Raw genomic sequence first — 24,478 nt, 5'->3', positions numbered from 1 at the left:
GCGTCCCCAAGGGCCACCGGTATGATTGGCATTCATGTCCCAACCTCCTCTTGACTCCACAGCGGTGGTTACCGTCAGCTACAACTCCAGCACCCAGTTGAATGGCTTCCTCAGGTCCGTACGCCTGAGCGAAGACGTGAAACTGACCGTAGTCGTCGCCGACAACCAGTCGGCGGATCTGGATTCCACGGCGGAAATCACCCGGCTGCACGGCGCCCGGCTGCTCGCGCTTTCCGAGAATCGCGGCTACGGCGGGGCGATAAATGCGGCCGTGGAATCGCTGCCGCCACGGTTTCAATACGTGTTGATCTCGAATCCGGATGTTGAACTGATGCCGGGCGCGATCAGCGCCATGCTGGCAGAAATCGCCGGAGATGCACGCGTGGGCTCCGTGGGGCCGCGCGTTCTGAATTCGGACGGATCGACCTACCCCTCGGGTCGAGAGCTACCTTCTCTGCGCACAGGTATCGGCCACGCCCTCTTCGCCCGAACGTGGCCGAACAACCCCTGGACCCGCGCCTATCGCGATGACGGCGAGGGCGGAGAGACCCGACGCACGGTCGGCTGGTTGTCCGGTTCCTGCCTCCTGGTTCGCCGCACCGCGTTCGAGGAGCTGAGCGGTTTCGACGAGGGTTTCTTCATGTACTTCGAAGACGTCGACTTGGGCTACCGACTGGGCAAGGCCGGGTGGAAGAACGTCTATACCCCCGAGGCGTCGGTCGTGCACACCGGTGCGCACTCGACCAGCACCGAGTCCGGCAAGATGGTGCGCGCCCACCACGACAGCGCGTACCGCTACCTCGAAAAGAAGTATTCGGCTCCGTACCTGGCTCCCGTGCGCTGGGCACTCAAGCTCGGCCTGGCGGTGCGGGCCCGCGTGTTAGCCCGCACCGGCCGGCTCGGCTAGTTCAGTTGTCCGTGGCGATGAGCCCGGTCAGGTAGCGCCCGTATCCGCTCTTCTTGAGCGGCTCCGCCAGCGCTTCCAGCTCAGCGTTTGAGATCCAGCCGGCGCGCCAGGCGATCTCCTCGATGCAGCCGACCTTGAAGCCCTGACGGTCCTCGATCACGCGCACGTATTCCGACGCCTGCATCATCGATTCGAACGTGCCCGTGTCCAGCCACGCGGTGCCACGGTCGAGAACCTGCACATGCAGGTTGCCCTGGGCGAGGTAGCGCTCGTTGACGGTGCTGATCTCGAGCTCGCCGCGCGCGCTGGGCTCGATGGTCTTCGCGATCTCGACGACCGAGTTGTCGTAGAAGTAGAGGCCGGGCACCGCGTAATTGCTCTTCGGCTTTGTCGGCTTCTCCTCGATCGACAGCGCGGTCATGCTCTCGTCGAACTCCACCACGCCATAGGCGGTGGGGTTGCTCACGTGGTACGCGAAGATCCGCGCGCCCACCAGGTCGGCATTGCCGCGCAGTGCCGAGCCCAGGCCGGCGCCGTGGAAGATGTTGTCGCCGAGCACGAGAGCGACGCTCTCGTCCCCGATGAACTCCTCGCCGATGATGAAGGCCTGGGCGAGCCCGTCCGGTGACGGCTGCGAGGCGTACTCGATCCGCAGGCCGAGGTGGGATCCGTCGCCGAGCAGTGCCCGGAACTGATCGTTGTACTCGGGCGTGGTGATGATGAGGATCTCATTGATGTCCGCCATCATCAGCGTCGACAAGGGGTAGTAGACCATCGGCTTGTCGTAGATGGGCATCAGCTGCTTGGAGATGGCCTTGGTGATCGGCCACAGCCGGGTGCCGGATCCGCCGGCGAGGATGATTCCGCGCATTGTTACTTTCCTTCGTTCAGGGAGTCGTAGAACGCACGCGCGTCGGCCCAGGTGGGCAGCAGGCCGCTGGCGGCCGCTTCGGCCAGGCTCGGCGCATCCGTGTCTTTCGGGGACAGCAGCAGTTCGCCGGCTTCGGGCGGGAAGACGAGGCCGATGTCGGCGTCGAGCGGGTTGATGCCGTGCTCGCGGCCCGGGTTGAAGGGCGCGGTGACGAGGTAGCTGACCGTGGCGTTGTCGGTGAGCGCGACGAAGCAGTGACCGAGGCCCTCGGCGATGTAGATCGCGCGCCGGTCGGTGTCGTCGAGCAGCACGCTGTCCCACTGGCCGAAGGTCGGGGAGCCCACGCGAATGTCGATGACGAAGTCGAGGACCGCGCCGTGCGTGGCCGTGACGTACTTGGCCTGGCTCGGCGGGATGTCGGCGAAGTGGATGCCGCGCACGGAACCGCGCTTGGACACCGACGTGTTGGCCTGGGCGATGTCGAGGCGGTGCCCGATCGTCTCTTCGAGGCGGTCGAAGCGGTACCACTCGAGGAAAACCCCCCGGTCGTCGCCGAACTGTTTCGGAGTGATTTCGTAGGAATCGGGGATGGAGAGTTCGCGGATCTTCACCGGGGAAGTGTACCAAGCGCTGTCCGGTAGAATCGCGGGGGCACTTTCATCAAACGGAACGGTTACCTCCATATGAAGATCCTCGTCACCGGCGGAGCCGGTTTCATCGGCTCGAACTTCGTTCGGCGCACCCTCGAAGACGCCTACCCCGGCCTGGAAGGCGCGGAGGTCGTCGTGCTCGACGCCCTCACCTACTCGGGCAACCTGGAGAACCTGGCCCCGGTCGCCGCGTCGCCGCGGTACTCGTTCGTGCACGGGGACATCCGTGACGCAGCGTTGCTCGACGAGCTCTTCCCCTCCCTCGATGCCGTCGTGCACTTCGCCGCGGAGTCGCACGTGGACCGCTCGGTGCGCGACGCGTCGATCTTCGTCGAGACGAACGTGCTCGGCACGCAGCAGCTGCTCGACGCGGCCCTGCGCCACGACCTGAAGCGTTTCGTGCACGTCTCCACCGACGAGGTCTACGGCTCCATCGCCGAGGGCTCATGGAACGAAGAGCGCGCGCTCGAGCCGAACTCCCCCTACTCCGCTTCCAAGGCCGGCAGCGACCTGCTCGCCCGCAGCTACCACCGCACCCACGGCCTGAACATCTCGATCACGCGCTGCTCGAACAACTACGGGCCGTACCACTTCCCGGAGAAGGTCATCCCGCTGTTCGTGACGAACCTGATCGACGACAAGCACGTTCCTCTCTACGGCGAGGGCAACAACATCCGTGACTGGCTGCACGTGGACGACCACACCCGCGCCATCGCCATGGTGCTCGTCGGCGGCCGCGCCGGTGAGATCTACAACATCGGCGGCGGCACAGAGCTCACCAACAAGGAGCTCACCGAGATGCTGCTCGAGTCGACCGGCAAGGACTGGTCCTACGTCGACCGGGTCGCCGACCGTCTCGGCCACGACCTGCGCTACTCCGTGGACATCTCGAAGATCCAGGCCGAACTCGGCTACGCGCCCCTCGTTCCGTTCGAGCAGGGCCTCGCGGATGTCGTGCAGTGGTACCGGGACAACCGCCCCTGGTGGGAGCCGCTCAAGGCCCGTGCGGCATTGAGCCGATGACGCGGTACCTGATCACCGGCGCGGCCGGAATGCTCGGCCGCGACCTGCAGGCCGCCCTCGCGGGCCGCGACGTGACGGCCCTCGACCGCGCCGAGCTGGACATCACCGACCAGGACGCGGTCCTGGCTGCGGCCACCGGCTTCGACGTCATCATCAACGCCGCCGCGTACACCAAGGTGGACGATGCCGAGACCAACGAGGATGCCGCGTACGCCATCAACGCGACCGGCCCGCGCAACCTGGCGCTGGCCGCGGCCGCCACCGGGGCCAAGCTCGTGCAGGTGTCGACCGACTACGTGTTCGACGGCAGGGCCACCTCCCCATACCCGGAGGACACCTCGATCGACCCGATCTCCGCCTACGGCCGCACCAAGGCCGCCGGCGAAGCCTTCGTGCTGCAGGGACACCCGACGGGCAGCTACATCGTGCGCACCGCCTGGCTCTACGGCCAGCACGGCCCGAACTTCCCCAAGACCATGCTGAAGCTCGCCGCCGCGCGCGACACCCTCAGCGTCGTCGACGACCAGGTCGGCCAGCCCACCTGGACGGCCGACCTGGCCGCGCAGATCGTTGCCCTGCTCGACTCCGGCGCGCCCGCCGGCATCTACCACGGCACCAGCTCCGGCGTGACGAGCTGGTTCGGCTTCGCCCAGGCGGTCTTCGCCTCGGCCGGCCTCGACCCGGCGCGGGTCACCCCCACCGACAGCTCGCAGTTCGTGCGGCCGGCCCCCCGGCCGTCGTACTCGGTGCTCGGGCACGACGCCTGGGCCTCTGCCGGCCTGGCCCCCATCCGCGACTGGCGCGAGGCGCTCACCGCGGCGGCCCAGCAGGGGATCTTCGAAGACAAATGACCACCCTGCGTGTTGTCCTGGACCAGATGATCGCACCGGTCCCGGGCGGAATCGGACGCTACACCGAAGAACTGACCCGGGCCCTGATCGCCGCGGCCCCGGCCGAGTGCGACGTCGAGGGAATCGTGTCGTCCTCCCCGGCCGAGCACTACGCCCTGATCGAGGCTGCCCTGCCCGGCCTGGCCGGCCTGCACAAGACCACGCTTCCCCGCCGGGAGCTCGCCGCGGCCTGGCAGCTGGGCATCGCCAACACGTCCGGGTCCGGCATGATCCACGCCCCGTCGCTGCTGGCCCCATTGCGCCGCCACAGCATGGTCAAGGACGGCAGCCAGGTCGCGGTGACCATCCACGATGTGCTGGCGTGGACGCATCCGGAAGCCCTCACCCCCACCACCGTGGCCTGGACCAAGGCCATGGTGCGGCGCGCCCGCAAGCACGCGGATGCGGTCGTGGTGCCCAGCCACGCCGTGGCCCAGCAGCTGGCAGAGATCGCTGACTTCGGCGACCGGGTGCGCGTGATCGGCGGCGGGGTGGGAAGCGGCCTCCGGCTGCCGTCGAACTCCTCCGCGACCGAGATCATCGCGGAACGCCTGGGCCTGCCGGCCGAGTACATCGTCACCGTCGGCACGCTGGAACCGCGCAAGGCGATCACGGCCCTGATCGCCGGCCTCGGCCTGCCGGGATCCCCGGATCTTCCCCTGATCGTGCTCGGACCCGACACCTGGGGCGAACTCGACCTGGCCTCCGTCGCGGACGAGGCCGGCCTGCCCTGGGGCCGGGTGCGTGCGATGAACGGCCTGACCGACGAGGAACTCGCCGTGGTCATCTCCCGGGCCGCCGTGTTCGTCTACCCGAGCCTGGAGGAAGGCTTCGCCGGACCGATGATCCAGGCGTTCCACCTGGGCATCCCGGTCATCCACTCCGACGCGCCCGCCCTGCTCGAGGCCGCCGGCGACGCCGGACTGGCCGTGGAGCGTGAGGATGCCGCCGGTTACCCCGAGCGGCTCGCCGCGGCCCTGACCCGGGTGCTGACCGACACCGCGCTGGCCAACCGGCTGAGTATCTTCGGCAGCGACCGGGGCCGCGCGTTCAGCTGGCGCGACTCCGCCGAGCGGGTCTGGCTGCTGCACGCCGACCTGTAGGCCGGCGGCCCCTTACTGGGCCGGGGCGTCGGTCGCGGGCGGGGCCAGGGCTTCCTGGATCAGGCTGCGGATGACGTCGTAGTCGGGATTCTCCGGGTCGACGTTGTTGTCGGGAACCAGTTCGACCGACTTGATCGGCAGCTTCTTGGTCTTGGACGCGAGGTTCGTGAAATAGCCAAGCATGCCCTGCGGGATGTCGGTCTTCACGACCTGGGACCCGGCCGATGCCACGGCCTGGAACTTCGACAGCACGTTGGCCGGGTTGGCCTGCGCGAGGATCGCCTCTTGCACCTGCCGCTGCCGCACCATCCGGTCATAGTCGCTCGTGTCGTGGCGTGAGCGGGCGTACCAGAGTGCGTGGTAGCCGTCCATATGCTGCCTGCCCGGCTCGAACCAGAACGCGACTTTGGTGAAGGTGTCGTCGCTGTGCACCGGTACCCGGTGGTCGACGGTGATGTCGACCCCGCCGAGGGCGTCCACGAGGTCGGAGAAGCCCTGCATGTCGATCAGAACGTAGTACTGGATCGTCAGCCCGGTCACGCCCTGGGCTGCGTCGCGCATGCCTTCGATTCCGGGCTCACTGCCCTGATCGACCGCTTTGGGGTACATCTCCGGGCTCTTCAGTTCGACCTCGGTGAAAATCGAGTTCAGCATGCAGGCGTCGACCTCGCAGCCGTCGATGGCGCCGTACCCTTCCGGGTACAGGTCGGCCAGCGGCCCGGGCGAGAACGGGACGTCCTCGAGGTTGCGGGGCAGGCCGATCATGCTGGCCTGGCCGGTCTCGGCGTCGATGCTGACCACGGAGATGCTGTCGGGGCGCAGACCGTCGCGGTCGGGTCCGGCATCGCCGCCGAGCAGCAGGATGTTGTAACGGCCGTCGACGGGGGGTTCGGTCGGGCCGGCCATGAAGACCGACGACAGGAACCCGCTGGCCGTCGTCGCCAGGTAGGCGCCGTAGCCCGCCGTGCCGACCACGGCCACCATCAGCACGGTCGTGAGGGCCGCGATCACCGGGCGGGAACGGGGGACGGCCCGCACCAGCCGAACCAGCCGGAGGGTGTCGAGGGTGAGGACCAGCCAGACCACGGCGTAGACCGCGAGCAGCAACGCCGCCGCCCACAGGCCGATCGAGTTCGTGAAGACCGTGAGGACGACCGTCGGCCAGAGCACGTACACCACGCCGGCGATGACGGCGAGGGTGATCAGCGTGAACGTCATCCGCAGGCCGAACCGGCCCAGGCGGCGGCTGCCGGCCAACACCTGAACGGAGCCGGGCAGCACGAAATTGAGTACCACGAGCCACCAGGCCCGCTTGGTCATCACCTGGGGGGAACCGAGGTCCGGTCTCCGGATCGGGCTGCTGGCGCTCGTCATAGTCTCGCTTGGAGGGCCGCGTTCTTCTGCTCGACCTGGGCGGCGAGGGCCTCCGCGTAGTCGAGCAGTTTGACTCGGAGCGAGTCGTCTGCGGTGGCGAGCACCTTGACGGCGATCAGGCCCGCGTTGCGGGCGCCGCCGATGGAGACGGTGGCCACCGGAACGCCGGCCGGCATCTGAACGATGGACAGGAGCGAGTCGAGCCCGTCGAGGCGGCCGAGCGGCACGGGCACGCCGACGACCGGGAGGGTGGTCACGGCCGCGAGCATTCCGGGCAGGTGGGCGGCGCCGCCCGCGCCGGCGATGATCACCCGGAGACCGCGCGCGTGGGCGGTCTTGCCGTAGTCGATCATCTTCTCCGGGGTGCGGTGCGCCGAGACGACCTGCACCTCGAAGGGCACGCCGAAGTCGCGCAGCAGCTGCGCGGCGTCGCTCATCACGGGCCAATCGGAATCGGATCCCATGACCACGCCGACAAGGGGCGTCACGGATTCGTCCGACGAAGCGGTTTCGGGCAAGGAAGTCTCAGGCACGGAGTCGATCTTATGGCTCAGTCCTGAAAGATCGCCGCAGTGGCACGCGTCTGGTAGACCACATCGTCCAGATCGGAGCCTCCCGCGGTGACGTGGCCGACCTTGCGGCCCGGGCGCGGGGCCTTGCCGTAAGTGTGCACTTTGACCGACGGATGCGCCGCGAACGCCGCCGGGAACCGCTCCGAGAGCGCCCCGACCCCCGGCCCGCCGATGATGTTGACCATGACCGTCCAGGGGTCGCGGGCATCCGTCGCCCCCAGCGGCAGGTCGAGCACGGCCCGGAGGTGCTGCTCGAACTGACTCGTCGTGGACCCCTCGATGGACCAGTGGCCGCTGTTGTGGGGGCGCATCGCCAGTTCGTTGACCAGGAGCCGTCCGTCCGAGGTCTCGAAGAGCTCGACGGCCAGCATCCCGGTCACGCCGACACCCTCGGCGACCCGCACGGCGATGTCGGCCGCGAGCTGCTCCAGCCGGCCCTCCGACCCCGGCGCGGGGGCGATGACCTCCGCGCAGACGCCGCCCTTCTGCACGGTCTCCACGACCGGCCAGACCGCGATCTGGCCCGAGGGCCGCCGGGCGACGAGCTGGGCCAGCTCGCGCCGGAAGTCGACGAGTTCCTCGACCAGGAGGGCGCCCGCGTTGCCGTCCTCGGCGAGCGCGGCGAACCAGTCATCGGCCTCGTGCTCGTGGCTGACCAGCCGCACGCCCTTGCCGTCGTAACCGCCCCGGGCCGTCTTGACCACCGCGCGGCCACCGTGGCCGGCCAAAAACTCGCCCAGCTCGGCGGCGGTCTCCACCCGGGCCCAGTCGGGCACCGGCAGGCCGAGTTCGGTCAGTCGCTGCCGCATCAGCAGCTTGTCCTGGGCGTAGAGGAGCGCGTCCGGCCCCGGGTGCACGGCCACCCCGCGGGAGACGAGTTCGCGCAGGATCTCCTGCGGGACATGCTCGTGGTCGAACGTGATCACGTCGACGGACTCGGCGAATGCCAGCACGACGTCGCGGTCGCGGTAGTCGCCGACCTCCACGGCGGCCAGGCCGGCGCTCATCCCCTCGCCCTCGGCCAGCACCCGGAGCTCGATGCCGAGATTCACCGCGGCCGGAATCATCATCCGGGCCAACTGACCGCCGCCGATCACGCCAACAGTGGTATTCATCCGTGCCCCAATTCCTCCGCGACCGTTCACTGCCCGGTAAGTGTTTTCTCAGGCAACAGACTGGACCGCGCCGTAGACTGCGAGTTTCGCACCTCTATCTTTGCCCATCGACTGGACGGATGCATGCCCAGAGCAACGGGGACAAGATCGCGGCTGCTGGCCTTCGCCGGCCAGGTCGCCAAGTTCGGCGCGGTCGGGCTCGTCGGCTTCGTCGTGGACATCACGGTGTTCAATCTGCTCCGCGCGAGCGTTTTCAGCCCCGACCTGGTGCACGCCGGGCCGCTCTACGCGAAGATCGTGTCGACCATGCTCGCCATCGTCGCGAACTGGATCGGCAACCGGTACTGGACCTTCGGCGCGTCGCGCCAGTCGAAGACCATGCGCGAGGGGGCCGAGTTCTTCGCCGTCAGCCTGGCCGGCATGGGGATCGGCCTGGCCTGCCTCTGGGTCAGTCACTACCTGCTCGGGTATACCAGCGTGCTCGCCGACAACATCTCCTCGAACGTGGTGGGGCTGTTCCTGGGCTCGGTGTTCCGCTTCGTGCTCTACCGCTACTGGGTCTTCTCCCCCGTCCGCCAGGCGGGCCGGGGCGCCGCGACGGCCCTGAACGACGGCTCACGAACCGACGGCTCACGAACCGGCACCGCCCGTACCGACACCGCCCGTACCGACACCGGGAGCCTAGCGACGGCCCCACAGAGGTGATGGGTCGGCGGTGATCGACTGGTCGTGACCGACGGTGCCGACCCGGGCGCGGGACTGTTCCATCAGATCGTGCAGCACCTGCTGCACCAGCACGGGGTTAGGCACGTCCTTGAGCACGAGCGGATGCTCCGGGCCGGTTTTGATCACCACGTCGCCCGAGCGCACCAGCGACTGCAGCCAGGTCGTGCGCACGGTCACGTCATAGCCGCGGCTGTGCAGCAGCTCCTGGCGGGTGCGCACGAAGACCCCCCGGCGGAAGATGATGCGCCGGGTGGTGATCGTGTACCGATGGTTCAGCCAGGAGACGAGCGGGAGCAGCCAGAACAGCAGCACGACGGCCACCGCCCCGGCCAGCAGGGCAGTGTTCTGCCAGGGCTCAGGCAGCGAGCCGTAGTAGTAGCCGGTGGCACCGCAGGCGGCCAGCAGGAACAGGGTCGGCCAGAACAGCACGCGGGCGTGCGGACGCAACCGGGCCACGACCGATTCGGCCGGAGGCGTCACGCTGGCTGTGCCGGTCCCCGCTGACTTTGTCATAACCCATTAATACCGCAGGTGGGTGACATCTCCGGCGGCGACGGCCTGCAGCTCGCCATCCGCCTGGTCCTCGACGATCAGGCGGCCGCTGCGGTCGAGGGCGATCGCGGTGCCGACCAGGTCGGTGCCGCCCGGGAGCTGCACCCGCACGACGGAGCCGAGGGTGCCGCACAGCTCGGTGACCGCCTGCAGCAGCCCGCTTCGCACCGGGTCGCCATTCGCGGCGACGAACGCGGCCGTCAGGACCCGCAGTTCGGTCAGGTAGTGCGCAAGGACGGCGTCCGGGTCGGGCGGAGTGCCCGTGACCAGCTGCAACGAGGTGGAGGTGAGGGTGGGGAGGTCGTGTTCGTCGAGGGACACGTTCAGGCCGGTCCCGATCACCAGCCCGCGCGCATCCGGCAGGAGCTCGGAGAGGATGCCGGACACTTTGTACCCGTTGATCAATACGTCGTTGGGCCACTTCAGGGTGACCTCGTGCCGGGGGCTGTCCTCGTCCGGCGGCGCGGCCCGGGCGGCGAGCCCGGCTTCCACGGCCGCCCGCACGGCGCGCGTCATCGCCGCCCCCGCCAGCAGCGGGAACCAGCCGAAGTGGTCGACGGGCAGCGGGGCTCCCCCGACCCGGGGGCGGAGCAGCACGGAGACGGCCAGGGATTTGCCGGTGGGGGCCAGCCAGGTGCGACCCAATCGGCCGCGACCGCGAGTCTGGTTGTCGGTGACGACCGTCGACAGGTCGGGCCAGGCGGCGGCATCCGTGCCCGCCGCGTGGCCGACGAGCTCGTCGTTCGTCGACCCGGTCTCGGCCAGGTACTCGAAACGCGGTACGACCTCGCGGCTGAGCGGAAACTCCATGCGGCCCTCTTCTCGTGGCTAACTCAGGCTATTCTCCCGAATCCGGGCCTAATCATCCTCTTTTGGCCGCCCAGTGGGCGTTTCTCCTGAGTTGGCCGCGGGGAGAACACGGGGAGAAGGGGAAGCGACCAGCAAACCGACCGGTTTTTGTAGACAATCGTCAACGATCGGGGGCAGGGGCTGGCCGGTAGAGTGAACGGCGTGACTGAGAACTCGCCCGCTGCGGGCCCCGACCTGTACACCACGGCTGGAAAGCTCGCCGACCTCAAGCTGCGCTACCACGAAGCCGTGACGGCCAGCGGTGAGGCCGCGATCGAGAAACAGCATGCCAAGGGCAAGATGACCGCCCGGGAGCGCATCGCCATGCTGCTCGACCAGGGTTCTTTCGTCGAGCTGGACGAGTTCGTGCGCCACCGCACGCACGCGTTCGGGATGGAGAAGAAGCGACCGTACGGCGACGCCGTCGTCACCGGCACCGGAACCATCCACGGCCGCCAGGTGGCCGTGTACTCGCAGGACTTCACCATCTTCGGCGGATCGCTCGGCGAGGTCGCCGGCGAGAAGATCATCAAGGTGATGGACCTCGCCCTCAAGACCGGGGTGCCCATCATCGGCATCCTCGACTCCGGCGGAGCGCGCATCCAGGAGGGCGTCGTCGCCCTGGGCAAGTACGGCGAGATCTTCCGCCGCAACACGGCCGCGTCCGGCGTCATCCCCCAGATCTCCATCATCTGCGGCCCCGCGGCCGGCGGCGCCGTGTACTCCCCCGCCCTGACCGACTTCGTGATCATGGTCGACAAGACCAGCCAGATGTTCGTCACCGGCCCCGACGTGATCAAGACCGTCACCGGTGAAGACGTCGGCATGGAAGAACTCGGCGGCGCGCTCACCCACAACACGGTCTCCGGGGTGGCGCACTACCTGGCCAGCGACGAACCCGACGCCCTCGATTACGCCCGCACCCTGCTCAGCTTCCTGCCGGACAACAACCTGGCCGACCTGCCCGTGTACGACAGCGACATCGAGCTGGAGACGACGGATGCCGACCTCAAGCTGAACACGATCATCCCCGACTCCCCGAATCAGCCCTACGACGTGAAGACCGTGATCGAGCACATCGTCGACCACGGCGACTTCCTCGAGACGCAGCCGCTGTTCGCCCCGAACATCGTGGTCGGCTTCGCCCGGGTCGAGGGACGCTCGATCGGCATCGTCGCCAACCAGCCCAGCGCCATGGCCGGCACGCTCAACATCCCGGCCGGCGAGAAGGCCGCCCGGTTCGTGCGGTTCTGCGACGCGTTCTCGATCCCGATCCTCACCCTGGTCGACGTGCCCGGCTTCCTGCCCGGCACCGACCAGGAGTGGACCGGGATCATCCGCCGCGGCGCCAAGCTGCTCTACGCCTACGCGGAGGCGACCGTGCCGCTGGTCACGGTCATCCTGCGCAAGGCCTACGGCGGCGCGTACATCGTGATGGGTTCCAAGCAGCTCGGCGCGGACATCAACCTGGCCTGGCCGACCGCGGAGATCGCCGTCATGGGCGGCCAAGGTGCGGTGAACATCCTCTACCGGGCCGAGATCAAGAAGGCCGAGGCAGCCGATGAGGACGTCGCCGCCGTGCGCACCCGCCTGGCCAACGAGTACACCTACAACGTGGCGAGCCCGTTCCTGGCCGCCGAACGCGGCGAGCTGGACGGCATCATCGAGCCGGCCACAACCCGCGTCGCGATCACCAAGGCTTTGCGCGCCCTGCGCACCAAGCGCGCGAGCCTGCCGCCCAAGAAGCACGGGAACATTCCGCTGTAGGCGGGCACCATGACCGATCCAGCGAATTCCCCCGACCCGGCCGCCGAGATGCGCTTCCTGACCCGCGGCGTCACCCCGCACGAGGCCGCGGCCCTGTCGGCGGTGCTGCACGGCCTGATGCGGGAAGAGAACGACAGCCTGCGCCAGGCGCCGGCACGAGGCCAGAGCGCCTGGCAGCGCAGCCAGCGCGGCATCCGCACGCCGATGGTGCCCGGCGACGGCCGGTGGCGCGGCTTCTCCGCCTGAGAACGGATGCCGGCCCAGCCGGTCCCCCTAAATGCCGACTTTTTTCGTGGTTCCGGTTCAAGCATGATTGAACTTGCCGGTGAGGTTCTCAGAACTTCACAGCCAGATCTCGCCGACTAGGGTAAGCAGGCGAGTTGTGGGGGCGAGTCAGGGTGACATTCGGGTTGTCGCCCTGACACGGAATGTCGAAAGGGGATCAACCTCACGGTTGGTCCCCTTTCGCTTTGACCGGCCCTGCTTGAACCGAGCCCGCGGGCCGCTCGCTGTCAGCGCGGGATCTCCAGCCACAGGTCGACCTCGGGTTCGGGCGATTCCTGTCCGAGCGCGCTGAGTCGGGCATCCGCGCTGCTGAGTCCGACGACGGTGACCGCGGTGGCGGATCCGTCACCGGCGGTGCGCGCGATGATCGAGTCGGCCGTGGTGCCGCCGATCGCGGCCGCCAGCGTGTTGAGGACGGTTTCGAGCTCGGGGCCGCGGATGTCGTCGATGTTGCCCTCGTCGAGCAGGGTGACGATCGCACCCCGGCGGCGGGCGGCCATGACCTGGTCGCGCACGGCGTCGTTGAGCAGCTTGCGACCGCGGATCTCGTCGCGCACGGCGGCCTCGAGGTAGCGGCATTCCTGGCGCTGCTCGGCGGTCAGGTCGCCGCCCCGGTCGATGATGCGGCGCAGCATCGGCGCGGCCAGGCGGATGGTCTGGGCCAGGCGCACCTGGCGCTCGTAGAGGTGGGCCTCCTGGGCGGCCTGCCACTCGGTCGCCTCCCGTTCGGCCAGGGCGTACTGCCGGGCGTCCCGGCCCGCTTTGGCCAGCGCGCGGGCGAGAATGACGGCGACCGCGACCCAGACGACGCTTCCGATCACGCCCATCGACCCCAGGGCCGCCGGACCGGCCCAGACGACCGTGTGCACCACCAACGCCCCGGCGCCGACCCAGGCGAGCGCCGGCTGCCGCCGGGTGGCCGTGATGGTCATCAGGGTTCCGACCGCCGCGACGTACCAGGTGGCGTAACCGTTGTCCACGGACCCGTCCAGCTGGCTGACCACGAGCAGCGGGATCATGGCGCAGACCGCGACGTTGAAGAAGGCCAGCCACAGCGGCATCCGCATGGGGCTCGTGGGCCACAGGCTCAGCACGGTCGCGACGAAGTAGACGACGATCGCCAGGACTGCCGGCCCCGGCGTGCGCGGCTGGTTCAGAGAATAGATGCCGAGCAGGACATGGTAGGTGGAGAAGAGGGCGGCCAGGGAGAGCACGAGGCCGCGCGGCACGGTGATCATGACGCGTGCCTCGCGGGCGCGGGCGGCCATTCGATGGTGATGGTGGTGCCCCGGCCGATCTCGGAGCACACCGCAACCGACCCGCCGGCGCTGGCGACACGGTCCTGGATCGAGATGCGCAGGCCCAGCCGTTCGGCCGGCACCGCGGCCGGGTCGAAGCCCACGCCGGAATCCGCGATTGTGACGGTGCAGCCGCCCTGGGCGTTCGCGCTCAGGGTCAGCGTGCGATCGGGTGTGAACTCGGCCGTCCCCGCGTGCTGCACGCTGTTCACCATGGCCTGCACGCTCGCTGCGAGGATCGCTTCGCTCGCGTGCACCGGGAGGCGGAGCGACTCGATCTGGCACTCGGTGACGGCAAACGGGACAGGGAAACGCTCGGCCGCCGCACGGATCTGCGCTGCCAGCTCGCCGAACGGCACCAGACTGTCGTCACCGGCCGGCACCAGGGCCGCTTCATTGAGCCGGTTCAGGGCATCCGCCGCCATCCCGGAGGCCAGTTCCGACGCCTTCGGGCCGCCCGCCGCCGCGGCGGCGAGGAACGTGGCGAGCACGCTGTCGTGCACGATCGAGTCCACCTGCACGCGTTCGACTTCGGTGGCGTGCTGCCGCACAGCGTTCGCGTACTGGTGCAATGCGTTCGTCTGCGCCGCGTCCACGGCGCCCGCCGTCTGCCTGAGCATGAAGATGATGATCAGGATGACCTCGCCAAGGAGGATCGCGTACACGGCGTCGAGGGAGGACAGGAGCACGTCGGCGCCGCCGCCGGACGGCTGGGACCGGATGACTCCGTAGACGACCGGCACCGCGAGGGTGTACACGGCGGCCCAGGCCAGTGGGAACGCGACCGCCGCACAGGCGGTCGCGATGGTGCACATGTACCAGAGCCACGGCTTGCCGTCGAGCACCTGGTTCGGGTTGATCATGAGCAGGGGCCACGCGATGAGCGCGCCCAGGTAGAACACCGCGACGGTGCCGGTGGCCGCCCGGACCGCCGTCTTCGTGACGGCCGCCACGACGACGGCGGCGAGGGACAGGCCGAGCAGCACCGGCGCGAGGAAGCCCATGATCGGCAGCCGTTCGGGGGCCTGCGCGAACATGATGGGCATCGCCTGAAGCGCGAAAACCACCCCCACGCCGGCGAGGGCGCGGGATACGACCACCTCGATCCGGGTGCGACTGATCGGGTTGCGCGGCTGACGGGGGCCGGCGATCAGGTCGGAGCCGTGGGGGTCGAGTTCTGTGGGAGGCACGGGAGCGTGCCCGAGCCCGCCCGCAGTGTCAGCCGCGAGCATCCCCGCCGTCCGGGTCGAGGCCCGGCAGGATTCCGTCTTCGACGGCTCGGCGGAGCAGGTCCACCTTCGTGGGCGCCGGCCGGCCGACCTCGATGTACTTCACGCGGATGCGGTCGAGGTATTCGCGGGCGGTCGAGTGCGCGATGCCGAGTTGCATCGCGACCATCTTCAGCGGCAGGCCGGAGGCGTAGAGGTGCAGCACGTCGCGCTCCCGTCGACCCAACTGCGCCTTCGCGAAGTCACGGTCTGCGTCGATGGCCGTGGCCCATTCGAGGTTGTTGAGCACGTCGCCGCGGGCGACGGATGCCACCGCCGCCATCACGGTCGTCGTGGGCGAGGATTTGGGGATCACCCCGGCCGCTCCGGCCGCGAGCGCCTCCCTGACCAGTGCGACCCGGTCCGCGATGCTGTGCACCAGCACGGATGCCCCGGTGCTCTGGGCCCGATGCACATTGTCGGTGACGCGCGAGCCGTCGCCCAGCGACAGGTCGAGCACGATGACGTCGACCGGGCGGCCGTTGATCCCGTCGATGAGTTCCTGCACGGTGGGAGCGGTGAAGATGACCTCGAAGCCGACGTTCTCGCAGGCGGCCTTGATGCCCAGGCGCACCGACTCGTGGTCGTCGGCGATCCCGACCCGCACGGGGTGGTCGAGGACGATGCCGCCCTCGGGCAGGGTGGCCGCGGTCACGGGTGTGGTCGGGTCGGTCATGGGTCCTACATCCTCACGTTGTCGTACAGGTCAACGTCATACAGGTCAACGATAGCTATCTGGACAGCAGCGCGATGCTCTCAACATGGTGGGTGTTGGGAAACAGGTCGAAGGCGCGCAGGGTGCGCAGGGTGTATCCGTGCCCGGCGAGGAGCGCGATGTCTCGGGCCAGCGCGACCGGGTCGCAGGCCACGTAGACGATCTGACGCGGGCCGAGCGCCCCGAGCTGGTCGATGATCTCCTTGCCCGCACCGGCGCGCGGCGGGTCGAGGATGACCGTGGCCGCGTTCTGCCTGGCCCGTTCGGCGGCGCTGGAATCGCGCACCAGGCCGCTGAGGAACCGGTCGACCCGGGAGGTCTGCACACTGGCGCCGACCCATTCGGCCAGGTTCTCGGCGGCGAAGTCGGTGGCCTGGGCGTCGCTCTCGACCGAGGTGATGCGCAAGTCGTGGCCGAACCGGTCGCCGACCGCGGCGGCGAGCAGGCCGACCCCGCCGTAGAGGTCGAGGTTCGCGGCCCGCGGGTCGAACTCGTCGGGGTCGATGGTGTCCTGCACCGCCCGGTAGAGGGTCTCGGCCGCGCTGGTGTGCACCTGCCAGAAGCCGGCGGCGTCGAGTCGGAACTCGCGCTCCCCGACGACCTCGCGAATGAGCGTGCGCGGGGTGGGGCGGCGCTTGCCCGCCGCGTCCTGCTCGGCCACGAGCACCTGCACGGAACCCAGGCTGGGCGCGACGACATCGACGGCTGCGGCGCCCTTGAAACGCTGGTCGAGCGGCGCGGCCGCCTCCAGCAGCCGGTCGGCGAGCGGCAGGTCCCCGACCGGGATCACCCGGTGGGAGCGGGCGGCGTAGGGGCCGACGAAGCCGTCCTCGTCGACGTGCAGGCGCACGCGCGTGCGCCAGCCCGTGCCGTCGGCGGCGTCGCCGGGGGACGCGTTGCGGCCCACCTGGACGGGCTCGACCGTGACCTCGGACTCGATGCCGGCCATCCGTTTGAGGGCGTCGGCCAGCACCTGGCGCTTGAGCTCGCGCTGGTGGCCGAGCTCGATGTGGCCGAACTCCGCGCCGCCGGCACGGTCGTCCGGGTCGCGCTCGAGCGCGGCGGACGCCCAGATGTGCGGCTGGCGCTCGGGCGCCTCGGTCAGGACCTCGACCGTTTCGGCCCGCCAGAAGCTCTTGTGGCTGGCCGAGGTCAGCCGGGCGCGCACACGCTCCCCCGGCATGGTGTCGCTGACGAAGACCACGCGACCCTCATGCCGGGCGATGAAGATGCCGCCGTGAGCTACGTTTGTGACGTCGAGTTCGAGTTCCGCGCCCACTTCTGCGGAGTGCCCGCTCTGGTCTGCCTGGTTGTCGTTGCTGGTGCCCATTCATCGATGATCCCACACCGCTTATCCCCTGCACGAGCCTCACCCCCACGCACGAAGGGAAACCATGCGCCTCTACCTGGCGTCCACGTCTCCGGCACGGCTCATGCTGCTGCGCTCGGCGGGCGTCGAACCCGTAACCCTGGCCCCCGACGTGGACGAGGATGCCGTGGCGGCCGAAGCCGCCCGGCACAGCGGCGCGCCCCTCACCCCGCACAGGGTGGTGGAGCTGCTGTCCCGGGCGAAGGCGGAGGCCGTGTCCCTCGCGCTGACCCGGGCGGGCGACATCGGGGACGGCCTCGTGCTCGGCGGCGATTCGGTTTTCGTGATCGACGACGTCATCTACGGCAAGCCGCACACGAGCGAGAAGGCCCGTGAACGCTGGCAGCTGCAGCGCGGCCGCACCGGGCAGCTGTTTTCCGGCCACTGGCTGATCGACCACACGAACGGCGTGGCCGGGCAGGCCGTCGGGGCCGTCGCGGTCGCCGACGTCACCTTCGCCGACGATATCGGGGATGCCGAGCTCGACGCCTACATCGCGACCGGCGAGCCCCTGTTCGTGGCCGGCGCGTTCACGATCGACAGCCTCGGCGCGCCCTTCATCACCCACATCGACGGGGACCCCTCCACCGTCGTGGGGCTTTCCCTCCCGACGCTGCGGCGGCTCGTGAACCGGCTCGGTCACTCCTGGCCGAGCCTGTGGAACCGCCCCTCGAACTGACCTGCGGCACCCGTTTGGCACCCGATTGTAGGCATCCGCACTTTTATCGCCCCTCTTTTTGTGGGAGAGAACCAAAACCGAGGGGGCCGAGCGCCATAAGCTAGGGCACTGTGCCCCCAATAACGAAGGTCCTCATCGCAAACCGGGGCGAAATCGCCGTCCGGGTGATCCGCGCCGCCAAGGACAGCGGGATCCTCTCGGTCGCCGTCTATGCCGACCAGGATCGCGACTCGATGCATTCGCACCTCGCCGACGAGGCCTACGGGCTCGACGGCACCACGAGCGCGGAAACGTACCTCGTGATCGAGAAGCTCCTCTCGGTGGCCAGGCGGTCCGGCGCCGACGCCGTGCACCCCGGCTACGGGTTCCTCGCCGAGAACGCCGACTTCGCCCGCGCCGTCATCGGCGCCGGCCTGATCTGGATCGGCCCCTCCCCCGAGGCGATCGAGAAGCTCGGCGACAAGGTGTCCGCCCGGCACGTCGCCGAGAGGGTGCACGCACCGATGGCGCCCGGCACCCTCAACCCGGTCGTGGATGCCTCCGAGGTCCTCGACTTCGTTGACCTGCACGGCCTGCCGGTCGCGATCAAGGCCGCCTTCGGCGGCGGCGGCCGCGGCCTGAAGGTCGCCCGCACCCGGGAAGAGGTTCCCGAACTCTTCGACTCCGCCACCCGCGAGGCCGTCGCCGCGTTCGGCCGCGGCGAATGCTTCGTCGAGAAATACCTGGACAAGCCCCGCCACGTCGAGACCCAGTGCCTCGCCGACGCCCACGGCACCGTCGTGGTGGTCTCCACCCGCGACTGCTCACTGCAGCGCCGCCACCAGAAGCTGGTCGAGGAGGCGCCCGCGCCGTTCCTCACCGACGCGCAACGCGACGAGATGTACCGCGCCTCCAAGGCGATCCTCGCCGAGGTCGGCTACGTCGGCGCCGGCACCTGCGAATTCCTGATCGGCCAGGACGGGACGGTGTCCTTCCTCGAGGTCAACACCCGGCTGCAGGTCGAGCACCCCGTGTCGGAGGAAGTGACCGGCATCGACCTGGTGCGCGAGCAGTTCCGTCTCGCCGAGGGCGGGCACCTCACCTACGGCGACCCGGAACCGATCGGGCACTCCTTCGAATTCCGGATCAACGGCGAGGATGCCGGCCGCGGCTTCATGCCCGCCCCCGGCCCCGTGCACGTGTTCAAGCCATCCGGCGGCCCCGGCGTGCGCGTCGACAGCGGCGTGCAGGCCGGAGACGTCATCTCCGGGTCGTTCGACTCCCTGCTGGCGAAGCTGATCGTGACCGGAGCCACCCGGGAAGAGGCCCTCGAGCGCTCCCGCCGGGCCCTGGACGAGTTCGAAGTGGCCGGCCTGCCGACCGTGCTGCCCTTCCATCGCCGCATCGTGCGCGACCCCGCCTTCGCACCGGCCGACGGAGCGCCGTTCTCGATCTACACCCGCTGGATCGAAACCGAGTTCCAGAACGACATCGAGCCGTGGAACGGTTCCCCGGAAGAACTCACCGGTCCCCAGAAACGCCACAACGTGGTCGTGGAGGTGGAGGGCCGCCGGATCGAGGTCAGCCTACCCGTGCGGCTGCTCCCCGGCACGGGCTCCGAGAACACGGCCGGCCCCGCGCCCCGGCGCCGTGGAGGCTCCCACTCGATCCAGACGGCGACGGGCGATGCGGTGCACGCCCCGATGCAGGCGACCATCGTGAAGCTGGCCGTCGCCGAGGGTGACAGCGTCGTCAAGGGCGACCTGCTGCTCGTACTCGAGGCCATGAAGATGGAGCAGCCGCTGACCGCCCACAAGGACGGCGTGGTCGGCACCGTCGGCGCCGTCATCGGCGCCACCGTGGCATCCGGTTTCCTGCTGATGGCCGTGCTCGACGCCTGACGCCCGGCCTCAGGTCTCGGCTCCATTCCGCTCAGTCGCACCAAAAAAACCCTCGTTCCGGGAACGAGGGTTTTTTTGGTGTGACGCGGCGAAGATCTCGCCGCGGCCCGGGGCTACTGCACGATGTGCATGGCGCGGGCGGCATCCGAAATCGAGTGCGTCAGCGACGGGTAGACCGGGAACGCCATCGCGACCTCGTCGACGGTGAGCCGGTGCTCCACGGCCAGCGCCAGCGGGAAGATCAGTTCGCTCGCCTTGGGCGCCACGATCACGCCGCCGATCACGGTGCCGGTGGTCGTGGTCGCGAACAGCTTGACGAAGCCGTCCTTGATGCCCATCATCTTGGCCCGCGGGTTGGACGAGAGCGGCAGCTTGTGGATGATGCCGCGGGTGAGGCCGTCCTCGATCTGCTTCTGGGTCCAGCCCACGGTGGCGATCTCCGGCTGGGTGAAGATGTTGGCCGAGACGTTGCGAATCTCGATCGGCTTGACCGCGTCGCCCATGGCGTGGAACACGGCGGTGCGCCCCATCATCGAGGCGACGGATGCCAGCGGCAGCTCCGTCGTGCAATCGCCGGCCGCGTAGATGTTCGGGATGGACGTGCGCGCGACCCGGTTCACCCGGATGTGCCCGGATTCAGTGAGCTGCACGCCCGCCTCCTCGAGCCCGATCCCGGCCGTGTTCGGAATGGACCCCACCGCGATCAGGCAGTGGCTGCCCTCGACCGTGCGACCGTCGGAGAGCGTGGCCAGCACGCCGGTCTCCGTGCGCACGACCGAGGCGGCGCGGGACTTGCTGAGCACGACCATGCCGTTGCGTTTGAAGACGTTCTCGATCACGGCGGCCGCGTCCGCGTCCTCGCCGGGCAGAACCTGGTCGCGGCTGGAGATCAGCGTGACCCGGGCGCCGAGGGCGCGATAGGCGGACGCGAACTCGGCGCCGGTCACGCCGGAGCCGACCACGATGAGGTGCTCGGGCACCGCGCGCAGGTTGTAGAGCTCGGTCCAGCTGAGGATGCGTTCGCCGTCGGGGATCGCGGTCGGCAGGATGCGCGGGGTCGCGCCGACGGAGACGACGATCGTGTCCGCCTCGATCCGGTCGAAGTCGATGCCGGAGCCGTCCTCGGCCGTCGAGACGATCAGACCGCTGGTGCCGTCGAGGCGGCCGTGGCCGCTGACGAGGTTCACGCCGGCGCGCATCAGCGTCGCCTTCATGTCCTCGGACTGTTGGCGGGCCAGGGCCAGGAGCCGCTTGTTGACCGCGGCGAGGTTGATGGCCACTTCCGGGCGGGCCGGCTTGCCCAGCTCGTTGCGCACGAACAGCTGCACGCCGAGGTCGGTGGCCTCGCCGATGGAGTTGGTGGCCTCGGCGGTGGAGATGAGGGACTTGGAGGGGACGACATCCGTGATCACGGCGGAACCGCCGACCCCGACGCGCTCGACGAGGGTGACCTCGGCCCCCTGCTGGGCGCCGGCGAGGGCGGCTTCGTACCCGCCAGGCCCTCCGCCGAGGATAGCGATGCGCTGCTTGCGTTCGAACTCGTAGGCCATGCTCATATTCTCCCGTCTCGCGGCGGCCCCCGCCAACCGAGCCCCTCCCCGGCCGAACCAATTCGACGGAGATATGCACGGAATCTGACGCTCAGGCCCGTTTTCGGCCCTAAAATCGCAGAATCTCCGTCGAATCAGTCACGGGCACGCCGCCGAAAACGAGGAGCAATTAGAATGACGGGATGCTGATGACCGACATTAATCCGCTCGACGTTCCCGAAACCGATCCGTTCGACGTCGCACGGACCGCCGCGCGGGAGATCGCCGAGGCCACGGGCATCGCCCGCCACGACATCGCCCTGACCCTGGGCAGCGGCTGGGGCCGCGCCGCCGACCTGATCGGCGAGACCACCCACACCCTCGACGCCGAGGAGATCACGGGCTTCAGCGCTCCCGCCCTCGCCGGGCACGCCGGCAAGCTCCGCTCGGTGCTGCTGCCCGGCGGCAAGCGCGCGCTCCTGATCGGCGCCCGCACGCACTATTACGAGGGCCACGGCGTGCGCCGGGTGGTGCACAGTGTGCGCACCGCTGCCGCCACCGGCGCGACGACCATGATCCTCACCAACGGGGCCGGCGGCATCCGTGAGACCTGGACGCCCGGCACGCCCGTGCTGATCAGCGACCACATCAACCTCACCGCTGACTCACCGCTCGAGGGTGCGACGTTCGTCGACCTGACCGACCTGTACTCCCGCCGGCTGCGCGACCTGGCCCGCACCATCGACCCGACGCTCGACGAGGGCGTCTACTGCCAGTTCCGCGGGCCGCACTATGAGACACCGGCCGAGGTGCAGATGGCCAGGGTCATCGGCGGCCATATCGTCGGCATGTCCACGGCGCTGGAGGCCATCGCGGCCCGCCAGGCCGGGATGGAGGTCCTCGGCCTCTCCCTGATCACCAACCTCGCGGCCGGGATCCAGACGGAGCCGCTCAGCCATGCCGAGGTGCTCGACGCCGGCAAGTCTGCCGAACCGGTCATCAGCGCGCTGCTCGCCCGGATCGTGGCCGCACTGTGAGCCTCGCCGACATGAGCGCCGACGGCATCAACCCGGACGGCGTCAACAACCCGAATGCCCTGAACACGGATGCTCTGAACACGGATGCCCGCAACCCCGGCGAGACCGACGCGACGGCCCGGGGCCGGCACTCCACCCCCTCGGAGAGCACCGCAGACGCAGACGCAGACGCCGGCACCGACGCGGCGAACGACGCGCTCCTGCCGAACACGATGGTGCTGGACACCATTCAGCCGGCTGACCCGTCCGGCAACGCCGGCACGGGCGCAACGGATGCAACCTCGACCCTGGTCGCCACGGCCGGCGCCTGGCTGAACCAGGACCCCGACCCGGAGACCCAGGCCGAACTGCGCGCCCTCCTCCGCGGGGTCGCCGACGGCGACGCCGGCGCCCTGGCCGAGCTGCACTCCCGCTTCGACGACCGCCTCGCCTTCGGCACGGCCGGCCTGCGCGGCGCGATCGCCGCCGGCTCCAATCGGATGAACCGCGTGCTCGTCTGCCAGGCCGCCGCCGGTCTGGCCGCCTTCCTGATCAAGACCACGCCGCCGGACCGGGTCCCCTCGGTCGTCATCGGTTATGACGGCCGCAAGAACTCCCAGGTGTTCGCCACCGATTCGGCCGCCGTGATGGCCGGGGCCGGGGTGCGCGCCATCCTGCTCCCCCGCCTGCTCCCTACGCCCGTTCTCGCCTTCGCGGTGCGCCACCTCGACGTCGGCGCCGGCGTCATGGTCACCGCCTCGCACAATCCCCCGAACGACAACGGTTACAAGGTCTATCTGGGCGGCGCCAACCAGGGTTCCCAGATCGTGTCACCCGACGACGCGGCCATCGCGGCCGAGATCCTGCGCGTCGCCGCCGAGCAGCAGGTTCCGCAGCTGCCCCGGGCCCCTTACGAGACGGCCCCCGAGTCGGTCGTGCAGGCCTACATCGACGAGACCGCGAGCATCGCCCACCCGCCGCGCGCGCAGGTGACCACGGTTTACACGGCGCTGCACGGCGTCGGCTGGGACACCACCCGGCGCGTGCTCGAGGCGGCCGGTTTCGACCTGCCGACCCTGGTCGACGCCCAGATCGCTCCGGATGGCGCATTCCCCACCGTCGCATTCCCCAACCCGGAGGAACCCGGCGCGATGGACCTCTCCTACGAGACGGCCAGGGAGGTCGGCGCGGAACTGATCATCGCCAACGACCCCGACGCCGACCGGCTCGCGATCGCCATCCCGCAGGAGGGAACCGCGAGCGGCTACCGCCGGCTCAGCGGCAACGAGGTCGGGGCCCTCCTTGGCTGGCGGGCCGCGGAGATCGCGTCCGGTGCGCCCGGCCACGGCGGGGCCACGGGCACGCTCGCCTGCTCCATCGTCTCCACCCCCGCCCTGCAGGCCGTCGCTCAGGCCTACGGGCTGCGGTTCACCGACACCCTCACCGGCTTCAAATGGGTGTCCCGCGCCCCCGGCCTCATCTTCGGTTTCGAAGAGGCGCTGGGATACCTCGTGAACCCGCGCACCGTGCGGGACAAGGACGGCATCTCCGCGGCAGTCGCGCTGCTGTCCCTGGTCAGCGACCTCAAGGCCGAGGGTGTCACCCTGGCCGAGCACCTCGACCGGTTCAGCGAACGGTTCGGCCACTTCGCATCCGGTCAGATCTCGGTGCGGGTCACCGACCTGACCGAGATCGAACGAGTCATGGCCCGGCTGCGGGAGAGCCCCCCGGCCTTCGTCGGACGGATCGCGGTGGACCACATCGACGACCTCGCCGCCGGTTTCAACGGCCTGCCGCCCAGCGACGTGCTGCGGATCCGGCTCGCCGACGGCTCCCGCGTGATGGTGCGCCCGAGCGGCACCGAGCCCAAGCTCAAGGTCTACCTCGACACCAGCAGCACCAACGGATCCGTCGCCGAGCGCAAGGCCGCCGCCGAGGAGACCCTCGCCGAACTCGACCGGGGCATGCGCGAACTGATCAAGTAGCCCGCCACTGTGGCCGTTCCGGTCGAGAGTGCCCGTTGGAACGGGCACTCTCGAC

Annotated in this window: 23 protein-coding genes; 11 read left to right on the top strand and 12 right to left on the bottom strand. The window is 69.3% G+C overall.

The window, feature by feature from the left end; translation table 11 throughout:
• The first annotated feature begins 34 nt into the window (after positions 1 to 34).
• Positions 35 to 907 carry a glycosyltransferase family 2 protein gene (locus E3T37_RS00185; protein ID WP_134364844.1) on the top strand — a complete coding sequence of 291 codons (873 nt, stop codon included), beginning with the start codon at positions 35 to 37 and terminating at the stop codon, positions 905 to 907.
• A 1-nt stretch (position 908) separates the two neighbouring features.
• Here the strand turns inward: E3T37_RS00185 and rfbA are convergent, their stop codons facing one another.
• Entirely contained in the window at positions 909 to 1,778 is an 870-nt protein-coding gene (gene rfbA, locus E3T37_RS00180) for a glucose-1-phosphate thymidylyltransferase RfbA (RefSeq protein ID WP_134364843.1), read from the bottom strand.
• A gap of 2 nt (positions 1,779 to 1,780) precedes the next feature.
• Positions 1,781 to 2,389, bottom strand: coding sequence for a dTDP-4-dehydrorhamnose 3,5-epimerase family protein (locus tag E3T37_RS00175; RefSeq protein ID WP_134364842.1), 609 nt, complete (start codon positions 2,387 to 2,389; stop codon positions 1,781 to 1,783).
• 72 nt (positions 2,390 to 2,461) lie between these two features.
• On the opposite strand from E3T37_RS00175, the gene rfbB reads away from it, so the two are divergent.
• From rfbB to E3T37_RS00160, 3 genes are read left to right on the top strand one after another with little or no spacing between them, the layout of a single operon-like run.
• Positions 2,462 to 3,451: a dTDP-glucose 4,6-dehydratase gene (gene rfbB, locus E3T37_RS00170; protein WP_134364841.1), complete on the top strand. Its 990-nt coding sequence runs from the start codon at positions 2,462 to 2,464 to the stop codon at positions 3,449 to 3,451.
• Positions 3,448 to 4,302: a dTDP-4-dehydrorhamnose reductase gene (gene rfbD / locus E3T37_RS00165; protein ID WP_134364840.1), complete on the top strand. Its 855-nt coding sequence runs from the start codon at positions 3,448 to 3,450 to the stop codon at positions 4,300 to 4,302. The genes rfbB and rfbD overlap by 4 nt, the downstream gene beginning before the upstream one ends.
• Positions 4,299 to 5,444 (top strand): glycosyltransferase family 1 protein, encoded by a 1,146-nt coding sequence (locus E3T37_RS00160; RefSeq protein WP_134364839.1) that lies wholly within the window; start codon positions 4,299 to 4,301, stop codon positions 5,442 to 5,444. The genes rfbD and E3T37_RS00160 overlap by 4 nt, the downstream gene beginning before the upstream one ends.
• A gap of 12 nt (positions 5,445 to 5,456) precedes the next feature.
• Here the strand turns inward: E3T37_RS00160 and E3T37_RS00155 are convergent, their stop codons facing one another.
• The 3 genes from E3T37_RS00155 to E3T37_RS00145 all read right to left on the bottom strand — a co-directional run bounded on the left by E3T37_RS00155 (position 5,457) and on the right by E3T37_RS00145 (position 8,505).
• Positions 5,457 to 6,818, bottom strand: coding sequence for an LCP family protein (locus tag E3T37_RS00155; protein WP_134364838.1), 1,362 nt, complete (start codon positions 6,816 to 6,818; stop codon positions 5,457 to 5,459).
• Complete coding sequence (gene purE / locus E3T37_RS00150; protein WP_134364860.1) at positions 6,815 to 7,282, bottom strand: 5-(carboxyamino)imidazole ribonucleotide mutase; 468 nt, start codon at positions 7,280 to 7,282, stop codon at positions 6,815 to 6,817. The genes E3T37_RS00155 and purE overlap by 4 nt, the downstream gene beginning before the upstream one ends.
• Positions 7,283 to 7,368: 86 nt before the next feature.
• On the bottom strand, positions 7,369 to 8,505 hold the full coding sequence (locus E3T37_RS00145; protein ID WP_134364837.1) for a 5-(carboxyamino)imidazole ribonucleotide synthase: 1,137 nt from the start codon (positions 8,503 to 8,505) through the stop codon (positions 7,369 to 7,371).
• 123 nt (positions 8,506 to 8,628) lie between these two features.
• Here E3T37_RS00145 and E3T37_RS00140 point away from each other — a divergent pair, with 123 nt between their 5' ends.
• Positions 8,629 to 9,210 carry a GtrA family protein gene (locus tag E3T37_RS00140; protein WP_134364836.1) on the top strand — a complete coding sequence of 194 codons (582 nt, stop codon included), beginning with the start codon at positions 8,629 to 8,631 and terminating at the stop codon, positions 9,208 to 9,210.
• Here the strand turns inward: E3T37_RS00140 and E3T37_RS00135 are convergent.
• Positions 9,187 to 9,744, bottom strand: a complete 558-nt coding sequence (locus E3T37_RS00135) for a PH domain-containing protein (protein ID WP_241976233.1) — start codon at positions 9,742 to 9,744, stop codon at positions 9,187 to 9,189. The genes E3T37_RS00140 and E3T37_RS00135 overlap by 24 nt on opposite strands.
• Positions 9,745 to 9,750: 6 nt before the next feature.
• Positions 9,751 to 10,593: a biotin--[acetyl-CoA-carboxylase] ligase gene (locus E3T37_RS00130; protein ID WP_134364835.1), complete on the bottom strand. Its 843-nt coding sequence runs from the start codon at positions 10,591 to 10,593 to the stop codon at positions 9,751 to 9,753.
• A gap of 192 nt (positions 10,594 to 10,785) precedes the next feature.
• Between E3T37_RS00130 and E3T37_RS00125 the strand changes: the two genes are divergently transcribed.
• Together E3T37_RS00125 and E3T37_RS00120 are read left to right on the top strand one after the other, a co-directional pair.
• Complete coding sequence (locus E3T37_RS00125; RefSeq protein WP_370262634.1) at positions 10,786 to 12,399, top strand: acyl-CoA carboxylase subunit beta; 1,614 nt, start codon at positions 10,786 to 10,788, stop codon at positions 12,397 to 12,399.
• A gap of 9 nt (positions 12,400 to 12,408) precedes the next feature.
• A complete protein-coding gene (locus E3T37_RS00120; protein ID WP_134364833.1) occupies positions 12,409 to 12,645 on the top strand; it encodes an acyl-CoA carboxylase epsilon subunit in 237 nt (78 codons plus the stop codon).
• A gap of 266 nt (positions 12,646 to 12,911) precedes the next feature.
• On the opposite strand, the gene E3T37_RS00115 is transcribed toward E3T37_RS00120, so the two are convergent.
• From E3T37_RS00115 to E3T37_RS00100, 4 genes are read right to left on the bottom strand one after another with little or no spacing between them, the layout of a single operon-like run.
• Positions 12,912 to 13,922: a hypothetical protein gene (locus tag E3T37_RS00115; protein WP_134364832.1), complete on the bottom strand. Its 1,011-nt coding sequence runs from the start codon at positions 13,920 to 13,922 to the stop codon at positions 12,912 to 12,914.
• A complete protein-coding gene (locus E3T37_RS00110) occupies positions 13,919 to 15,172 on the bottom strand; it encodes a sensor histidine kinase (protein WP_160141093.1) in 1,254 nt (417 codons plus the stop codon). The genes E3T37_RS00115 and E3T37_RS00110 overlap by 4 nt, the downstream gene beginning before the upstream one ends.
• 28 nt (positions 15,173 to 15,200) lie before the next feature.
• Positions 15,201 to 15,926: a response regulator transcription factor gene (locus tag E3T37_RS00105; RefSeq protein WP_134364830.1), complete on the bottom strand. Its 726-nt coding sequence runs from the start codon at positions 15,924 to 15,926 to the stop codon at positions 15,201 to 15,203.
• A 55-nt stretch (positions 15,927 to 15,981) separates the two neighbouring features.
• Positions 15,982 to 17,295 carry a class I SAM-dependent RNA methyltransferase gene (locus E3T37_RS00100; RefSeq protein WP_134364829.1) on the bottom strand — a complete coding sequence of 438 codons (1,314 nt, stop codon included), beginning with the start codon at positions 17,293 to 17,295 and terminating at the stop codon, positions 15,982 to 15,984.
• Positions 17,296 to 17,359: 64 nt separating this feature from the next.
• Here E3T37_RS00100 and E3T37_RS00095 point away from each other — a divergent pair, with 64 nt between their 5' ends.
• Both E3T37_RS00095 and E3T37_RS00090 read left to right on the top strand, forming a co-directional pair.
• A complete protein-coding gene (locus tag E3T37_RS00095; RefSeq protein WP_134364828.1) occupies positions 17,360 to 18,013 on the top strand; it encodes a nucleoside triphosphate pyrophosphatase in 654 nt (217 codons plus the stop codon).
• Between the two features lie 110 nt (positions 18,014 to 18,123).
• The gene (locus E3T37_RS00090) at positions 18,124 to 19,893 is read left to right on the top strand and encodes a biotin carboxylase N-terminal domain-containing protein (protein WP_134364827.1); all 1,770 of its coding nucleotides are present in this window, start codon (positions 18,124 to 18,126) and stop codon (positions 19,891 to 19,893) included.
• Between the two features lie 113 nt (positions 19,894 to 20,006).
• Here E3T37_RS00090 and E3T37_RS00085 read toward each other — a convergent pair whose 3' ends face one another.
• Positions 20,007 to 21,443 (bottom strand): NAD(P)H-quinone dehydrogenase, encoded by a 1,437-nt coding sequence (locus E3T37_RS00085; RefSeq protein ID WP_134364826.1) that lies wholly within the window; start codon positions 21,441 to 21,443, stop codon positions 20,007 to 20,009.
• 188 nt (positions 21,444 to 21,631) lie between these two features.
• Here E3T37_RS00085 and E3T37_RS00080 point away from each other — a divergent pair, with 188 nt between their 5' ends.
• A complete protein-coding gene (locus E3T37_RS00080; protein WP_134364858.1) occupies positions 21,632 to 22,459 on the top strand; it encodes a purine-nucleoside phosphorylase in 828 nt (275 codons plus the stop codon).
• A gap of 212 nt (positions 22,460 to 22,671) precedes the next feature.
• Positions 22,672 to 24,423 (top strand): phospho-sugar mutase, encoded by a 1,752-nt coding sequence (locus tag E3T37_RS00075; RefSeq protein ID WP_134364857.1) that lies wholly within the window; start codon positions 22,672 to 22,674, stop codon positions 24,421 to 24,423.
• Positions 24,424 to 24,478 lie beyond the last annotated feature (55 nt).

It is taken from the genome of Cryobacterium sp. TMT2-10 (genome assembly GCF_004403075.1).
Lineage (GTDB): Bacteria > Actinomycetota > Actinomycetes > Actinomycetales > Microbacteriaceae > Cryobacterium > Cryobacterium shii.
The sequence above is the reverse complement of the archived record's forward strand: the minus strand, read 5'-3'. Positions and strand labels throughout refer to the sequence as shown.

Coding starts and splice junctions, on each gene's coding strand:
- E3T37_RS00095 (WP_134364828.1), top strand. CDS start 17,360: ATGCGCCTCTACCTGGCGTCCACGTCTCCGGCACGGCTCATGCTGCTG.
- E3T37_RS00120 (WP_134364833.1), top strand. CDS start 12,409: ATGACCGATCCAGCGAATTCCCCCGACCCGGCCGCCGAGATGCGCTTC.
- E3T37_RS00100 (WP_134364829.1), bottom strand. CDS start 17,295: ATGGGCACCAGCAACGACAACCAGGCAGACCAGAGCGGGCACTCCGCA.
- E3T37_RS00080 (WP_134364858.1), top strand. CDS start 21,632: ATGACCGACATTAATCCGCTCGACGTTCCCGAAACCGATCCGTTCGAC.
- E3T37_RS00130 (WP_134364835.1), bottom strand. CDS start 10,593: ATGGAGTTTCCGCTCAGCCGCGAGGTCGTACCGCGTTTCGAGTACCTG.
- E3T37_RS00115 (WP_134364832.1), bottom strand. CDS start 13,922: ATGATCACCGTGCCGCGCGGCCTCGTGCTCTCCCTGGCCGCCCTCTTC.
- E3T37_RS00135 (WP_241976233.1), bottom strand. CDS start 9,744: ATGACAAAGTCAGCGGGGACCGGCACAGCCAGCGTGACGCCTCCGGCC.
- E3T37_RS00105 (WP_134364830.1), bottom strand. CDS start 15,926: ATGACCGACCCGACCACACCCGTGACCGCGGCCACCCTGCCCGAGGGC.
- purE (WP_134364860.1), bottom strand. CDS start 7,282: ATGGGATCCGATTCCGATTGGCCCGTGATGAGCGACGCCGCGCAGCTG.
- E3T37_RS00140 (WP_134364836.1), top strand. CDS start 8,629: ATGCCCAGAGCAACGGGGACAAGATCGCGGCTGCTGGCCTTCGCCGGC.
- E3T37_RS00185 (WP_134364844.1), top strand. CDS start 35: ATGTCCCAACCTCCTCTTGACTCCACAGCGGTGGTTACCGTCAGCTAC.
- E3T37_RS00145 (WP_134364837.1), bottom strand. CDS start 8,505: ATGAATACCACTGTTGGCGTGATCGGCGGCGGTCAGTTGGCCCGGATG.
- rfbA (WP_134364843.1), bottom strand. CDS start 1,778: ATGCGCGGAATCATCCTCGCCGGCGGATCCGGCACCCGGCTGTGGCCG.
- E3T37_RS00155 (WP_134364838.1), bottom strand. CDS start 6,818: ATGACGAGCGCCAGCAGCCCGATCCGGAGACCGGACCTCGGTTCCCCC.
- rfbD (WP_134364840.1), top strand. CDS start 3,448: ATGACGCGGTACCTGATCACCGGCGCGGCCGGAATGCTCGGCCGCGAC.
- E3T37_RS00085 (WP_134364826.1), bottom strand. CDS start 21,443: ATGGCCTACGAGTTCGAACGCAAGCAGCGCATCGCTATCCTCGGCGGA.
- rfbB (WP_134364841.1), top strand. CDS start 2,462: ATGAAGATCCTCGTCACCGGCGGAGCCGGTTTCATCGGCTCGAACTTC.
- E3T37_RS00160 (WP_134364839.1), top strand. CDS start 4,299: ATGACCACCCTGCGTGTTGTCCTGGACCAGATGATCGCACCGGTCCCG.
- E3T37_RS00075 (WP_134364857.1), top strand. CDS start 22,672: ATGGTGCTGGACACCATTCAGCCGGCTGACCCGTCCGGCAACGCCGGC.